The organism is Ralstonia sp. GX3-BWBA (genome assembly GCF_003290055.1).
GTDB classification, from domain to species: domain Bacteria; phylum Pseudomonadota; class Gammaproteobacteria; order Burkholderiales; family Burkholderiaceae; genus Ralstonia; species Ralstonia holmesii.
In genome coordinates this window covers 21,297-36,180 of sequence record NZ_QMKS01000010.1, presented here as the reverse complement: position 1 = coordinate 36,180, position 14,884 = coordinate 21,297, and the positions used below count along the sequence as shown (strand labels likewise).

At 63.0% G+C, this 14,884-nt stretch carries 16 protein-coding genes; 11 read left to right on the top strand and 5 right to left on the bottom strand.

Features of this window, described 5'->3' with window-relative positions:
* The first annotated feature begins 6 nt into the window (after window positions 1–6).
* The 3 genes from ptsP (at window position 7) to bfr (ending at window position 2,893) form a co-directional block, all read left to right on the top strand.
* On the top strand, window positions 7–1,758 hold the full coding sequence (gene ptsP / locus DOD19_RS13615) for a phosphoenolpyruvate--protein phosphotransferase (RefSeq protein WP_112186086.1): 1,752 nt from the start codon (window positions 7–9) through the stop codon (window positions 1,756–1,758).
* A gap of 231 nt (window positions 1,759–1,989) precedes the next feature.
* Window positions 1,990–2,265: a bacterioferritin-associated ferredoxin gene (locus DOD19_RS13610; protein WP_024976763.1), complete on the top strand. Its 276-nt coding sequence runs from the start codon at window positions 1,990–1,992 to the stop codon at window positions 2,263–2,265.
* Window positions 2,266–2,413: 148 nt separating this feature from the next.
* The gene (gene bfr / locus DOD19_RS13605) at window positions 2,414–2,893 is read left to right on the top strand and encodes a bacterioferritin (protein ID WP_004637092.1); all 480 of its coding nucleotides are present in this window, start codon (window positions 2,414–2,416) and stop codon (window positions 2,891–2,893) included.
* Window positions 2,894–2,960: 67 nt separating this feature from the next.
* Here bfr and moeB read toward each other — a convergent pair whose 3' ends face one another.
* From moeB to gpmA, 3 genes are all read right to left on the bottom strand, one after another.
* Complete coding sequence (gene moeB / locus DOD19_RS13600) at window positions 2,961–3,710, bottom strand: molybdopterin-synthase adenylyltransferase MoeB (RefSeq protein ID WP_112186084.1); 750 nt, start codon at window positions 3,708–3,710, stop codon at window positions 2,961–2,963.
* A 69-nt stretch (window positions 3,711–3,779) separates the two neighbouring features.
* A complete protein-coding gene (locus DOD19_RS13595) occupies window positions 3,780–5,396 on the bottom strand; it encodes a S41 family peptidase (protein WP_024976761.1) in 1,617 nt (538 codons plus the stop codon).
* A gap of 118 nt (window positions 5,397–5,514) precedes the next feature.
* Complete coding sequence (gene gpmA / locus DOD19_RS13590) at window positions 5,515–6,261, bottom strand: 2,3-diphosphoglycerate-dependent phosphoglycerate mutase (RefSeq protein ID WP_112186159.1); 747 nt, start codon at window positions 6,259–6,261, stop codon at window positions 5,515–5,517.
* A 174-nt stretch (window positions 6,262–6,435) separates the two neighbouring features.
* Between gpmA and DOD19_RS13585 the strand changes: the two genes are divergently transcribed.
* The 4 genes from DOD19_RS13585 to DOD19_RS13570 all read left to right on the top strand — a co-directional run bounded on the left by DOD19_RS13585 (window position 6,436) and on the right by DOD19_RS13570 (window position 8,951).
* On the top strand, window positions 6,436–6,858 hold the full coding sequence (locus DOD19_RS13585; RefSeq protein WP_024976759.1) for a rhodanese-like domain-containing protein: 423 nt from the start codon (window positions 6,436–6,438) through the stop codon (window positions 6,856–6,858).
* Window positions 6,859–6,876: 18 nt separating this feature from the next.
* The gene (grxC, locus tag DOD19_RS13580; protein ID WP_024976758.1) at window positions 6,877–7,134 is read left to right on the top strand and encodes a glutaredoxin 3; all 258 of its coding nucleotides are present in this window, start codon (window positions 6,877–6,879) and stop codon (window positions 7,132–7,134) included.
* Window positions 7,135–7,307: 173 nt separating this feature from the next.
* The gene (gene secB, locus DOD19_RS13575) at window positions 7,308–7,826 is read left to right on the top strand and encodes a protein-export chaperone SecB (protein WP_024976757.1); all 519 of its coding nucleotides are present in this window, start codon (window positions 7,308–7,310) and stop codon (window positions 7,824–7,826) included.
* A 108-nt stretch (window positions 7,827–7,934) separates the two neighbouring features.
* On the top strand, window positions 7,935–8,951 hold the full coding sequence (locus DOD19_RS13570; RefSeq protein ID WP_112186082.1) for an NAD(P)H-dependent glycerol-3-phosphate dehydrogenase: 1,017 nt from the start codon (window positions 7,935–7,937) through the stop codon (window positions 8,949–8,951).
* Window positions 8,952–8,984: 33 nt separating this feature from the next.
* Here DOD19_RS13570 and trmL read toward each other — a convergent pair whose 3' ends face one another.
* Window positions 8,985–9,455: a tRNA (uridine(34)/cytosine(34)/5-carboxymethylaminomethyluridine(34)-2'-O)-methyltransferase TrmL gene (trmL, locus tag DOD19_RS13565; protein WP_024976755.1), complete on the bottom strand. Its 471-nt coding sequence runs from the start codon at window positions 9,453–9,455 to the stop codon at window positions 8,985–8,987.
* Between the two features lie 111 nt (window positions 9,456–9,566).
* Window positions 9,567–10,289: a ComF family protein gene (locus DOD19_RS13560; RefSeq protein WP_112186080.1), complete on the bottom strand. Its 723-nt coding sequence runs from the start codon at window positions 10,287–10,289 to the stop codon at window positions 9,567–9,569.
* Between the two features lie 108 nt (window positions 10,290–10,397).
* On the opposite strand from DOD19_RS13560, the gene DOD19_RS13555 reads away from it, so the two are divergent.
* From DOD19_RS13555 to ctaD, 4 genes are all read left to right on the top strand, one after another.
* Window positions 10,398–11,339 (top strand): methyltransferase domain-containing protein, encoded by a 942-nt coding sequence (locus DOD19_RS13555; RefSeq protein WP_112186078.1) that lies wholly within the window; start codon window positions 10,398–10,400, stop codon window positions 11,337–11,339.
* Between the two features lie 193 nt (window positions 11,340–11,532).
* On the top strand, window positions 11,533–11,718 hold the full coding sequence (locus DOD19_RS13550) for a hypothetical protein (protein ID WP_080693665.1): 186 nt from the start codon (window positions 11,533–11,535) through the stop codon (window positions 11,716–11,718).
* Window positions 11,719–11,965: 247 nt separating this feature from the next.
* Complete coding sequence (gene coxB, locus DOD19_RS13545; RefSeq protein WP_024976751.1) at window positions 11,966–13,222, top strand: cytochrome c oxidase subunit II; 1,257 nt, start codon at window positions 11,966–11,968, stop codon at window positions 13,220–13,222.
* Between the two features lie 41 nt (window positions 13,223–13,263).
* Entirely contained in the window at window positions 13,264–14,868 is a 1,605-nt protein-coding gene (gene ctaD / locus DOD19_RS13540; protein ID WP_012761054.1) for a cytochrome c oxidase subunit I, read from the top strand.
* Window positions 14,869–14,884 lie beyond the last annotated feature (16 nt).

Here is a 14,884-nt window from a genome sequence, read left to right as displayed (position 1 = left end):
GCGTCTATGCCTTTTACCCTGCACGGTATTCCGGTCTCGCGCGGCATCTCCATTGGCCGCGCCCACATGCTGGCGCGTGCGGCGCTTGACGTGTCGCACTACCTCGTCGATGAAGACAAGGTTGAGGCCGAGGTCGAGCGTTTGCGCAGTGCCCGCGCCACCGTGCGCGCCGAGTTGGCCGCACTCAAGCGCGACCTGCCCACCGACGTGCCCGAAGAGATGGGCGCCTTCCTCGATGTGCACGCGATGATTCTGGATGACGCGTTGCTCTCGCAGGTGCCAGAGACGTTGATTCGCCAGCGACGCTACAACGCAGAGTGGGCGCTCACAACGCAACTTGAAGAACTGATCCGCCAGTTCGGCGAAATCGAAGACGAATACTTGCGCGAGCGCAAGGCCGACATCGAGCAGGTGGTCGAACGCATTCTGAAGGTGCTGGCCGGCGCGCCCGCGTTGGCGCCCGCGCCGGTGGCAGTCGGCTGTGATCCGGATGCCGGCATGATTGTCGTCGCGCACGATATTGCGCCGGCCGATATGCTGCAGTTCCGTGGCCAGACCTTCGCCGGCTTTGTGACCGATCTGGGCGGCCGCACTTCGCACACCGCCATCGTGGCGCGCAGCCTCGACATTCCGGCGGCCGTGGGGGTGCATAACGCGAGCACGCTGATTCGCCAGGACGACATCGTCGTCATTGATGGAGACAACGGCATCGTCATCGTCGATCCGAGCGCGTCCATCCTCGAGGAATACCGCCACCGCCGCAGCGAAGGCGAATTGCAGAAGAAGCGTCTCGAACGCCTGCGCCATACGCCCACCGTCACGCTCGACGGTACGCAAATCGATCTGCACGCGAACATCGAAATGCCGGAAGATGCGGCCGCGGCCGTCAAAGCCGGTGCCGTGGGCGTGGGCCTGTTCCGCTCCGAGTTTCTCTTCATGAACCGTCGTGGCGCGTTGCCCGACGAGGAGGAACAGTTCCGCGCTTACCGCACCGCCGTCGAATCGATGATGGGCCTGCCCGTTACGATCCGCACCATCGATATCGGGGCTGACAAGCCGTTGGACATCCGCGACGACGTGTTCGAGACTGCGCCCAATCCGGCGCTGGGTTTGCGCGCGATCCGCTGGTCGCTGTCGGAACCGGCGATGTTCCTGACGCAGTTGCGCGCGCTGTTGCGGGCGTCTGCGTTTGGGCCTATCAAGATTCTCGTGCCGATGCTCGCGCACGCCCGCGAAATCGACCAGACGCTCGATTTGCTGGCACGCGCCAAGGCTTCGCTCGACGCCGATGGCGTGGCCTACGACCCGACCATCAAGGTCGGCGCCATGATCGAGATTCCGGCCGCCGTGCTGATCCTGCCGGTGTTCCTGCGCCGCTTGGATTTCCTCTCGATCGGCACGAACGACCTGATCCAGTACACGCTCGCCATCGATCGTGCCGACAACGCGGTCGCGCATCTGTACGACCCACTGCACCCAGCGGTGCTGCAATTGATCGCGCGCACCATTCGCGAAGCGCATCAGGCGGGCACGCCGGTTTCAGTGTGCGGTGAGATGGCGGGGGACGCCACCATGACACGCCTGCTGCTGGGCATGGGTCTCACCGAATTTTCGATGCATCCGTCGCAGTTGCTGAGCGTCAAGCAACAGATCCTGCGCTCGGACCGCCCACGTCTGATGCGTGAGGCCGAACGCCTGCTGCACGCGTGCGAACCGGCCGAAATCGAAGAGGCGCTCGGCGCGCTGGCGCGGGCCTGATTCAGGCATTTCCAACGCGCCCGCTGTAACCGCGTGTCGTACCGGCGCATCGCCTTCCCGGGGCCAACCCTTCTTTAAGTGATTGAAATTGCACGTTTTTCTCTGGAAAGACGGCTCCCGTGCACCCGCATGACCCTCCGCTCAGAATGGGGTAGAACAAGAATTGTTCTCATTTCCATTCTCTGTTATTCTGGTTTTACAGCGCGTTCTGAGCGCTGCGGAGGAATCCCCGTGTACGTCTGCATCTGCAACCAAGTGACCGACCGCGAAATCCATGGCGCCGCCCGTCTGGGCGTGTCGACGATGGACGAACTCGCCGAAACGCTCGGCGTGGGTACGTGCTGCGGACAATGCCGGGACTGCGCCAAGCAGGTGCTCGCCGAAGCGGTGAGCTGTGTCCCTGTCGATCAGATTTTGGGCCGCGCAAGCACGCATGCCATAATCGAGCGTCGCGACGAGCCCGTCGCCAATGATCAGGCCCTCGTGCCCGGTGCATTGGCTGCCTGATTTCCCGTCTTTCCCTGTCGCCGCGAATTGCCGCCCAGGCGTTGAGCCTCGGTGGCATGTGTTGCTTGCTGGTCAGGCACAGGGCTCGCCTTGAGCGGACGCGTGCGTGCGTCCATCACCGCAGTTGCACTTTGCTGGAGCCCCAAGAATGAAAGGCGATAAGAAGGTCATCCAATATCTGAACGCCCAGCTCAAGAACGAGCTGACTGCCATCAACCAGTATTTCCTCCACGCGCGCATGTACGGCCACTGGGGGCTCAAGCGCATCGGGGACCACGAGTACAAGGAGTCGATCGGCGAGATGAAGCATGCCGATCGCTTGATCGAGCGCATCCTGATGCTCGACGGTCTGCCCAACCTGCAGGACCTGGGCAAGATCTTCATCGGCCAAGATACGAAAGAGATCATCGAGTGCGACCTGAAGCTCGAGCGCGCCGCACACGGCACCGTGGTCGAGGGCATCGCTTACTGCGAATCGGTCAAGGATTACGTGAGCCGCGAAATCTTGGTCGACATTCTGGACGACACCGAAGAGCACATCGACTGGCTGGAAACGCAGCTCGAGCTGATCGACAAGGTCGGCATTCAGAACTATCTGCAATCGCAGATGGAGCCCGAGGGCGAGTAAGCCTCGTCAACCGACGAAAAAGAAGGAGGCCTTGGCCTCCTTTTTTTGTTGCGCGTGTTCCGGCGCTTCAGTGCGCGCCGCCACAGACGGTGCATGACGGCTCACGCGCAATGCGCATCGTCGTCCATTCCATCGATAGACCGTCGAGCATCAGAAGACGTCCGGCAAGCGAACGGCCAATGCCGGTGATCAGCTTGAGCGCCTCGGCGGCCTGCACCGTACCCACCATGCCCACCATCGGCGAGAACACGCCCATCGTTGCACACGCCACATCGGGCGCAGGCTCGTCGGGCGGGAACAGGCAGGCGTAGCAGGGGCCCCCGGCACGGCTGTCGAATACGCTGATCTGTCCATCAAAGCGGATGGCGGCGCCCGATACCAGCGGCACGCCAGCCCGCACGCAGGCAAGGTTGGTGGCTTGGCGGGTGCCGAAGTTATCGGAGCAGTCCAGTACCACACTCACGCCATCGAGGAGCTCGCCGATTGCATCGGCATCGAGCCGGCGCTGCACGGCATTCACGCGCACGTCCGGGTTCAGCCGAGCGATGGCCGTCTGCGCGGATGCTACCTTCGGTTGCCCGACCGATTCCGTTGTGTGGATGATCTGGCGCTGCAGGTTGGTCAAGTCCACCGAGTCGTCGTCGACGATAGTGAGCGTGCCCACGCCAGCCGCCGCCAGATAAGGCAGGGCTGCAGCGCCCAGCCCGCCCGCGCCGATGACAAGCGCGTGGCTCTCAAGCAGGCGCGTCTGCCCCTCGATGCCGATTTCGTCGAGCAGGATATGGCGTGAGTACCGCAGCAGTTGATCGTCGTTCATGGTGATGCAATGAAAAAGGCCGTGCAGTGCACGGCCTCGTAAGTTTGCCAGTATTTGCCGGCCGGTGTCTTATCGGGCGCCGGTGGGCTCCGGTGCAGGCTGCACGCCGCTGGCCGGAACATTGGGCTTCGGGGCAGCCGGCTCGGACGCCGGTGTCGCCTTGCCCTTGGGCAGCTTGGCCGGGGCGCTCGATTCCTTGGCCGCCGGCGACTTCACTGCCTTATCCGGCACCGCGGCAGCCGCGGCTTCCAGCACCGACTTCGAGCGTTTGACCGGCTGACCCTTCAGGTCGGCAATGGCCTGTTGCAGCATGAAGTCTTCCGCCGAACCGAACTCGATCGGCTTCTTGTTGCGCTCCTTCTCGCGCTGCTCGGGCGTCTTCTTGGCGTTTTCTTCTTCCAGACGACGCAGTTCTTCGATGCGGCGCTTTTCGCGCTCGGTCATCTCGGCTTCTTCCGACTCCTGCTTGTTGTGCAGGTGGCGTTCGGTGTCGATTTCGCGCGTAATCAGCGCATCGTCCGGGTCGCCGTCCGGGTTTTGGTCAACCGGAATATCCGGGCGGATGCCCTTGGCCTGGATCGACTTGCCCGACGGCGTGTAGTAGTACGCAATGGTCAGCTTGATGCCGGTGTCGTTCGACAGCGGACGCACGGTCTGCACCGAGCCCTTGCCGAACGTCGTCTTGCCCATCGTCTTGGCGCGGTGATGATCCTGCAGCGCACCGGCCACGATTTCCGAGGCCGAGGCCGTGTAGGCATTGGTCAGCACGATGATCGGCACGGTCTTGAACTCGGGGTCCAGGCCGACCAGCGGATCGGAATCGAAGTTGCTCAAGCGGTAGTTGGCGAAGCTCGCCTTGTACGTGCGCTTGGCATCCGGCACTTGGCCGTTGGTCGAAACCACCGTCGCGTCCGGCGGCAGGAACGCTGCCGACACGCCAACCGCAGCTTGCAGCACGCCGCCGCCGTTGTTGCGCAGGTCCAGGATCAGACCCTTCAGGTGGGCGTCTTGTTTGGCCAGGTCATTGAGCTTCTTGGCCAGGTCCGGCACGGTGCGTTCCTGGAAGCTGGTGATGCGCACCCACGCGATGCCGTTGTCCAGCATCTTGGCCTTGACCGACTGCACCTGGATCTCGGCGCGGGTGATGGTCAGCGGGAACGTGCGTTCTTCCTTCTTGCGATAGATCGTGAGCGTGACCTTGGTGCCCGGCGCGCCGCGCATGCGTTTGACGGCTTGCTCCAACGGCATGCCACGCACGGGTTTGTCGTCGATGCGGGTGATCAGGTCGCCCGGTTGCACGCCGGCGCGGAAGGCGGGGGTGTCTTCGATCGGATTGATGACCTTGACCAGGCCTTCTTCCTGCGAGATCTCGATACCCAGACCGGCGAAGCGGCCCTGGGTCCCTTCCTGCAGCTCCTGGAAGTCCTTCTTGTCCAGGTAGGCCGAATGCGGGTCGAGGCTGGCGACCATGCCCTTGATGGCTTCGGTCAGCAGCTTGTCATCGTCCACCGGCTCGACATATTCACGCTTGATCTGGCCAAAGATGTCCGCCATGAGCCTGAGCTTCTCCAGCGGAAGCGGGCCGACCGTCGCGTTTTGCGCAGTGGCGGAGAGCTGGAGCGTCGCCAGAACCCCGGTGACGAGGCCGATGGCGATCAAGCTGATGTTCTTGAGCGAAGTTCGCATGTGTCGAGCGTGGACGTGGGAACAGTAGATAAACATGGCCCGGGACGGCTCGCGCACATCCCGGGCTACAGGCTTCGACAGTATAAAGGCGTTGGAGTGCCGTAGCGCCCGTTACGGTTTATTTCGACTTGCCTTGGCTGGCCACCGCCGCGAGCGAAGCGGCAATCGCTTCCTGGTCACCCAGGTAGTAATGGCGGATCGGCTTGAGGTTGGCGTCCAACTCATACACAAGCGGCGTGCCGTTGGGGATGTTCAGGCCGACGATGTCTGCGTCGGAAATGCCGTCCAGGTACTTCACCAGCGCGCGGATGCTGTTGCCGTGCGCGGCGATCACCACGCGCTTGCCGCTCTTGATGGCCGGTGCAATCGATTCATCCCAAAGCGGCATCACGCGTGCGACGGTGTCCTTCAGGCATTCGGTCAGGGGCACCTGATCGCGCGTGAGGCCCGCGTAACGGGGGTTGCCGAAGGCGTCGTTGTCGGCGCCAGGCTCCAGCGCGGGTGGTGGCGTGTCGTAGCTGCGGCGCCACACCAGGACTTGCTCGTCCCCATATTGCGCGGCGGTTTCGGCCTTGTTCAGGCCCGACAGCGCGCCGTAGTGGCGCTCGTTCAGGCGCCACTCATTACGGGTCGGGATCCACATCAGATCCATTTCATCCTGCACATGCCACAGCGTGCGGATCGCGCGCTTGAGCACCGAGGTGTAGGCCAGATCGAAGGTGAAGCCGGCTTCGCGCAGCAGTTTGCCGCCTTGGCGGGCCTGGGCGACGCCCGTGTCGGTCAGGTCGACATCGACCCAGCCGGTGAAGCGGTTCTCCAGATTCCACGTCGATTCGCCGTGGCGGATGAGGACGAGCTTGTGCATGACTGCCATGATGAGAAGTGAGAAAACCTGCGGGCGGCTGCGGCGACGTGTCGTACGTCATCGTGCAGCCGCTGAAATCGACTATTTTATAATGCCGCGGGCATTGGGCCCCCGAATCGTTCGGCTGATGTTCGCCCATAAGACTTGCCCGACCCATCCCAGGAAACCGATACCGTGAAGTTCTTCGCCGATTACAACAACCTCGCACTGCTTGCCGTCGCCATCGTTTCGGGTCTGCTGCTGCTCTGGGCGCCCATCCAGCGCCGCATTGCGGGCGGCGGTGGCGCCAAGGTGGGTGCTTCGGCGGCCACCCAGCTCATCAATCGCCGCAATGCCGTGGTGGTGGATGTGCGTGAAAGCGCTGAATACGCCGCCGGCCATCTGCCGCAAGCCAAGCACGCGCCGCTGGGGGAGCTTGCAGGCAAGGCTTCCGGGCTTGCAAAGAACAAAGAGACCCCCATCATCCTCGTATGCCAGACCGGCCAGCGCGCTGGGCGGGCGCAAGCAGTCCTGAAGCAGGCCGGTTACAGTGAGGTGTATTCGCTCGAGGGCGGATTGGCCGCTTGGCAACAAGCTGGCCTTCCGGTTGTGAAATAAAGATACGAGGTTGAAGTTATGGCGCACGTGGTCATGTACAGCACCACCGTCTGCCCCTATTGCGTGGCAGCGGAACGACTCCTTAAGCAACGCGGTGTCGAGCAGATCGAGAAAATCCTGATCGATCGCGAACCCGGCAAGCGCGAAGAGATGATGACGCGCACGAACCGCCGCACGGTTCCGCAGATTTATATCGACGAGCGCCACATCGGCGGCTTCGATGATCTGTCTGCGCTGGACCGCGACGGTGGCTTGGTTCCGTTGCTGGCTGCCTGATTCGGCGGCCCGGTCTGGCGACCTGCGCGCCACACAGAAACGCCCGGTTTTGACCGGGCGTTGTACTTTTGGGCCGGCTCTTATAGCGGGCCCCATTTGGTCATGTACCATACGCGTTTTGTGCGGCGGAGGCTTCCGCCAAGCACTGACCACATCCCATTTGAAGGCGAGTCATGAGCGACCAGCAACAGCAGCAACCGGGCCAGGATGGCCAGCCGTTCTTCAACATCCAGCGCGTCTACCTGAAGGACCTGTCGCTGGAGCAACCGAACTCGCCGCACATCTTCCTCGAGCAAGAACAGCCGTCCGTGGAAGTGCAGGTGGACGTCGCCGCTTCGCAATTGGCTGAAGGCGTGTTTGAAGTGACCGTCATCGGTACGGTGACGACCAAGGTGCAAGAGAAGGTCGCGTTCCTGGTGGAAGCCAAGCAAGCGGGCATCTTCGATATCCGCAACGTGCCGGCCGAACAGATGGACCCGCTGCTGGGCATCGCCTGCCCGACCATCGTGTACCCGTACCTGCGCTCGAACATTGCCGACACCATCGGCCGCGCTGGCTTCCAGCCGATCCACCTGGCTGAGATCAACTTCCAGGCCCTGTATGAGCAGCGTTTGACTGCCGCCATGGAAGAGGCACAAGCTGGCGGCAATGCTGGCCTCGTGATGCCGGACGGCTCGAAGGCTACTCACTAAGTACGAGGCGCACTGCGCCAGAGGCCCGCGCCAGCCGCACGCTTGCGCGGGCTTTTTTTTTGCCCGACCTGTTGCTCGACTTTTGCCTGACCGATGTTGAATACGCGCATGCGAATTTCCGTTTTGGGTGCCGGTGCCTGGGGCACTGCCCTGGCCAGCCACGCCGCGCAATCGCACGACGTCGTGCTGTGGGGGCGTGACGCGAACCTCGTCGAGCAGATGGCCGCCACGCACATCAACGCACTGTATTTGCCGGGCATGGCGCTGCAGGCGTCGTTGCATTTTTCTGCTGATTTGCAGGCCGCGCTCGACCATGCGGCGGGCGACGACGGACTCGCCGTCATTGCTTCACCCGTCGCCGGGCTGGCAGACCTGGCGCGCACGATTGCCGCGCACGGCGGTGTGCGCAACGTGATCTGGCTATGCAAGGGTTTCGACCCCGAAACCAGTGCACTGCCGCACGCCATCGTCGCCGATGTGCTGAAGGCGTCGGGCCGTACCGACCTCGCTGTCGGTGTGTTGTCTGGGCCGAGTTTCGCCAAGGAAGTCGCGCAGGGTTTGCCGTGCGCCATGACCGTCGCTTCGACCAGCGAGGCGCTGTGCAAGCTCACGCAGCGCGGTTTTCACCATCACGCGATGCGCGTGTACGCAAGCGATGACCTCGTCGGCGTGGAAGTGGGCGGTGCCGTCAAGAACGTCCTGGCCATTGCAACAGGCGCCGCGGATGGCCTGGGCCTGGGGTTGAACGCGCGCGCCGCTCTCGTGACGCGCGGGCTGGCCGAGATGACGCGCCTTGGCCTGGCGCTGGGCGGTCGGCCCGAAACATTCATGGGGCTGACCGGCATGGGCGATCTGCTGCTGACCGCCACCGGCGATCTGTCACGCAACCGCACGGTCGGGATGCAGCTTGCGCAGGGCCGCTCGCTCGACGACATCCTCCATAGCCTCGGCCACGTCGCCGAAGGCGTGCGCTGTGCGCGTGCCGTGGCCGCCCTGGCTCGCGCCAAGGGCGTGGACATGCCGATCACCTTTACCGTCTGCGAAGTCTTGTTCGAAGGGCTTGCTGTTGCGAAAGCGGTCGAGCGTCTACTGCAGCGCGACGCCAAATCCGAATCGGCGCGTTAGTCACGCCGCAATCAACGGCGCGTCTGGTCTGAATCAGGCGCCACCCGCGAACCCGTTCTGGCGCCACGCTTCGAACACGACCACCGCCACGGTGTTCGATAGATTCAGGCTGCGGTTATCCGGCCGCATCGGCAGGCGAATCCGCTGGGAAGCGGGAAACCACTCGCGTCGCGCTTCCGACAACCCACGCGTTTCCGACCCGAAGACAAACCAGTCGCCCGGCTGGAACGCCATGCTGGCAAACGGCGTCGAGCCGCGCGTGGTGAGCGCGAACATGCGCGTGGGATCAGGCTGCGCAGCGCGCAGGAAGGCGTCCCAATCGGCATGCACGCGCATCGTCGCGTACTCGTGATAGTCGAGCCCCGCGCGGCGCATGCGGGCATCTTCGAGCGGAAAACCTAGCGGTTCAATCAGATGCAGCTGTGCGCCCGTGTTGGCGCACAGGCGGATCACATTGCCCGTATTGGGCGGGATTTCGGGCTCGACAAGGACGACGTTGAACATGATCGGGCGGCAGGAGGAATTTCGGCGGCGAGCTTATCCACATTGGGAAGGGTTGTCACCTCGCCACAGCTTGGCACAGGTGGCGCGACACAATGTCGCATAAGCACGTAATCAGGGCGTGCGCAAGGCGACAACGTTGGTGACGCGGGTGGCGCCGGCGCGTTTGAGTTGCGTGGCAATCTCGCCGAGGGTTGCGCCGGTGGTCATCACATCGTCAACGACGCCGACGTGGCGCCCCGCGATGCGCGCAGGCTCGGCGACGACGAATGCACCGTGCAGGTTGGTCAGTCGCTCGGCTCGGTCCAGCGTGGCCTGGGCGGGGTTGTCGCGCACACGGTGCAGGGCGTTGGCATGGGCGGGAATGTCCAATTGGCGCGCCAGCCTGCGGGCAATCTCCCACGCCTGGTTGTAGCCGCGCGAGCGCAGGCGTGCGGGCGAGAGCGGCACCGGCAGCAGCACGTCAGGCAAGCCGCCCGGCGCAGCGGCCAGTGCGTTGCCCAATCGGCCGGCCAGCCAGACTGCCAACGGCAATTGCGCCCGAAATTTCAACCCAGTGACAAGGTGGTCAAGCGGCCAGCCGTAGTCGGCAATGACGACGGTGGCGTCAAAGTCGGGCGCGCCGGCCAAACAGGCGTGGCAATGTCGAGCGGCATGCCGTGCCTCCAGTGCGATCGCACATTGGATGCAGCGCCGCCTGTGCAGATGCGGGGCCAGATCGCCCATGCAGCCGCTGCAGACAAGGCCGCTCTGCACCGCGCCGCAAAGCGCGCAGGCACACGGCAACAGATGACGCAGGCCGGCACGAAACCATGCCGATAACGCGTGTTTGTGCATACAAAAAGCCGCTATCCAAGCCGATTTGCGGCAACTGCGCTATCGGACGGCGCCTCAAACTGCGGGCCGGTATACTTGGCAACCGCAGTATTCCGCCTAGTCTTGTCGATGTCTGATCCCGCTCTTGCTCGTCCTGCCGCCTTGCGGCGCGCCTTTGATCGCCGCGCCGCGCGTTTCGCCGACGTGGATTTTCTGCTGCGCGAAGTCGGCAGTCGCATGCAGGACCGGCTGTCCTACATCAAAGCCACGCCCACGCGTGCGCTGGATTTGGGCTGCGGCCTGGGACAAGGCTTGGCGGTACTGCGCGCGCAATATCCGGACGCACAGATCTGCGGGGTCGACTGGTCGTCCGCCATGCTGGCGCAGGCGCAGAAACTCGACCCGCAGCGCACCGACGCCGGGTGGCTCGGACGGCTGCTGAAGAAGCGGCCGGTCTTTGATTTTGCCCAGGCGGACTTTCGCGCGCTGCCGTTCGCCGGGGCGTCATTCGATCTGCTGTGGTCGAATCTCGCGCTGCACTGGGACCCGGCGCCGCACGCGATCTTTCCGGAATGGCACCGCATCACCACGGAGGGCGGGCTGCTGATGTTCAGCCTGTTCGGCCCCGACACCTTGCGCGAGCTGCGCAGCGCTCTGGCCGGCATCGACGCGGGCGTCCATACGTTGCGCTTTGTTGATATGCATGACATTGGCGACATGCTGGTGCATAGCCGCTGGTCCACGCCCGTCATGGACATGGAGCAGCTCACGATCACCTACGAAACGCCGCAGGCGCTGCTGGCCGATGTGCATTTGCTTGGCGGCATGGCTGGTTTGACGGATGAGGCGGGCCGCAGCCTCGCCGGCGCTGGTCTGCACACGCCGCGCTGGCGCCAGCGGCTATTCGACGCACTCGATGCGCAACGCAATCCCGACGGGCTGATTCCGCTCACCTTCGAAATCGTTTACGGCCACGCCTGGAAGCTTGCGCCGACCCAGCGGCAGGCGTTGGACGAGCAGGGCCGGGCGATGATTCCAATCGATCAGATCGGTCGCAAACCGCGCGTCTGAAACGGTTTTAATGCGGGAACGGCATTGGCTCCACGTTGTCAAGCCGGGACTTGCATAAAGGCGCTTTACCTTGTTTGGGGTCAATCGCGGCCATATAATGCGCCAGTTTGTCGCAGCAGTCCCCCCAAAGGCCTATCCCGTTTTTTGCCACGGGCGAACCGTTCGGGTATGCATCCGAGGCAGGAGTGGTTCAATGCACGACATTGAAACCGCGCTCCACCCAGCATGCGGCGCGTCCACCATCTCGGAATCGCCGCGCAAGAACTGGCTCATGAAGCGAAACTGCTCGCTTTCAACCTGCCAGATTGGCTGGTCCACTCCCTTGGTCGTCATTCCCCCGTTCGTAATCGCTTGGTTTTCTGTCTGGCAACGCGCGTGATTGGTGTTGCCTGACGCGGGGCTGGAGGTCGCGATTCTCGGATGGGCATTGCTGTACTATGCCCGCCACGCCTCCGATTATGGGCAAGTCAAGCTGGAGATGGCCGGCCCGTGATCTAGCAGGTGAGCGTCAGGCGGCGCAAGCTTGCGGACGAGCTTTCCCGGTGTTTGGGACACGGGCAACCAACCCAGGTCTCATGAGCCGCGCACCGGGGCAGAGTGGAATCTGTCAATTGGGTAGATAAAAAATGAAAATGTTGAATAAGACATTGGCAAGTTTGCTGGCGGCAGGCTCTCTCCTCGCCCTCAGTCAAACGGCCCTGGCAGTGGAAGACATGCCGGGCGGCCCCGCAGTGCGGCAGCTCAATCTCGCGCCTCCGGTCACCAAGATCGCCGCCGAGATCCATTGGCTGCACTGGATGATGCTGATCATCTGTATCGTGATCTTCATCGGTGTATTCGGGGTGATGTTCTACTCCATTTTCAAGCACCGTAAGTCGGTCGGCCACAAACCGGCGACGTTCCACGAAAGCACCACGGTTGAAATCATCTGGACCATCGTGCCGTTCCTGATCGTGATCGGGATGGCGCTGCCGGCCACCAAGGCCGTGGTCGCAATGAAGGACACCACCAATTCCGACCTCACCATCAAGGCCACCGGCTACCAGTGGAAGTGGGGTTACGACTACCTGAAGGGCGAAGGCGAGGGCATTTCGTTCCTCTCCACGCTCACCACGCCGCGTGACCAGATCAACAACCAGGCGCCCAAGTCGAACACGTACCTGATCGAAGTCGACAACGAACTTGTCGTGCCGGTCAATCGCAAGGTGCGCATCGTCACCACCGCCAACGACGTGATCCACTCGTGGATGATCCCGGCGTTTGGTGTGAAGCAGGATGCGATTCCGGGCTTCGTGCGCGACGCATGGTTCAAGGCTGAGAAGGTCGGCGTGTATCGCGGCCAGTGCGCCGAACTGTGCGGCAAGGAACACGCCTTCATGCCGATCGTGGTGCGCGTGCTTTCGCAGGACGACTACACCAAGTGGGTCGACGGCAAGAAAAAGGAAATGGCCGCCAAGGCCGATGACCCGAACAAGACCTACACGCTTGAAGAGCTGAAGTCGCGCGGCGAGAAGGTCTACACCGCCAACTGCGCGGTCTGCCACCAGCCGAACGGCAAGGGCGGCGGTCCGTTCCCGGCGCTCGATGGTTCGAAGATCGCGAATGGTCCGCTGGCTGACCACGTGAATATCGTCCTGCATGGCAAGAATGCGATGCCGCCCTGGGCTTCGGCACTCAACGATGTGGAAATCGCCTCGGTCATCACTTACGAGCGCAACAACTGGGGCAACCACACGGGTGACCTGCTGCAGCCGACGCAAGTGAAGGATGCGCGCGGCGGCAAGATGCCCGAAGGCGGCGGCGCCAAGACCGCTGCAACTGAATCCGCCGGCAAGGTGGCGTCCCAACAAGCGAACGCGGCCGAAGACCGCAACGCTGGCTGATTGATCGTCTGCGTGACGAACCGAACCCTAGGAGTTCCTCGATGAGCACCGCTGTTACGCACCCGCAAGATCACGCGCACGGTCATGGAGACGACCACGCGCACGACCATCCGCATGGCTGGCGCCGTTGGCTGTTTGCGACCAACCACAAGGACATCGGTACGCTGTACCTGCTGTTCTCTTTCATGATGCTGCTCTCGGGCGGCACGCTGGCCCTGCTGATCCGCCTTGAGCTGTTCCAGCCCGGCCTGCAGTTCTTCCATCCGGAGCTGTTCAACCAGTTCACCACGCTGCACGGCCTGATCATGGTGTTCGGCGCGATCATGCCGGCCTTCGTGGGCTTTGCGAACTGGATGATCCCGCTGCAGGTTGGCGCCTCCGACATGGCCTTTGCGCGGATGAACAACTTCAGCTTCTGGCTGCTGCCGCCTGCGGCGCTGCTGCTGGTGGGCTCGTTCTTCGCACCGGGCGGCGCCACGGCTGCCGGCTGGACGCTCTATGCGCCGCTGTCGGTGCAGATGGGCCCGGGCATGGACATGGCGATCTTCGCGATCCACATCATGGGTGCATCGTCGATCATGGGCGCGATCAACATCATCGTGACCATCCTGAACATGCGCGCGCCTGGCATGACGCTGATGAAGATGCCGATGTTCTGCTGGACGTGGCTGATCACGGCGTACCTGCTGATTGCCGTGATGCCGGTGCTGGCAGGTGCGATCACCATGGTGCTGACCGACCGCCACTTCGGCACGAGCTTCTTCTCGGCCGCCGGCGGTGGTGACCCGGTGATGTACCAGCACATCTTCTGGTTCTTCGGGCACCCCGAGGTGTACATCATGATCTTGCCGGCGTTCGGCATCATCAGCCAGATCGTGCCGGCCTTCGCGCGCAAGCCGCTGTTCGGCTACAGCTCGATGGTGTACGCCACGGCTTCCATCGCCATCCTGTCGTTCATCGTGTGGGCCCACCACATGTTCACGACCGGCATGCCCGTGACCGGCCAGCTGTTCTTCATGTACGCGACGATGCTGATCGCGGTGCCGACAGGCGTGAAGATCTTCAACTGGGTCGCCACGATGTGGCGCGGCTCGATGACATTCGAGACGCCCATGCTGTTTGCGATCGGCTTCATCTTCGTGTTCACGGTGGGCGGCTTCACGGGCCTGATCCTGGCCGTGGCCCCGATCGACATCCAGCTGCAGGACACGTATTACGTGGTGGCGCACTTCCACTACGTGCTGGTGGCCGGCTCGCTGTTCGCGCTGTTCGCGGGCTTCTACTACTGGGGTCCGAAGTGGTCTGGCTACATGTACAGCGAGACGCGCGGCAAGATCCACTTCTGGGGTTCGATGATCACCTTCAACCTCACGTTCTTCCCGATGCACTTCCTGGGCCTGGCTGGCATGCCGCGTCGCTATGCCGACTATCCGCAGCAGTTCGCCGACTTCAACGCCGTGGCGTCGATCGGTGCCCTGGGCTTCGGCCTGATGCAGGTGTATTTCTTCTTCTTCGTGGTGCTGCCGTCGTACCGCGGTGGCGAGAAGGCTGCCGACAAGCCGTGGGATGGCGCGGAAGGCCTCGAGTGGACCGTGCCGTCGCCGGCACCGTTCCACACCTTTGAAGAACCGCCGCACGTGAAGTAATGCAGGTGTCGCGGGG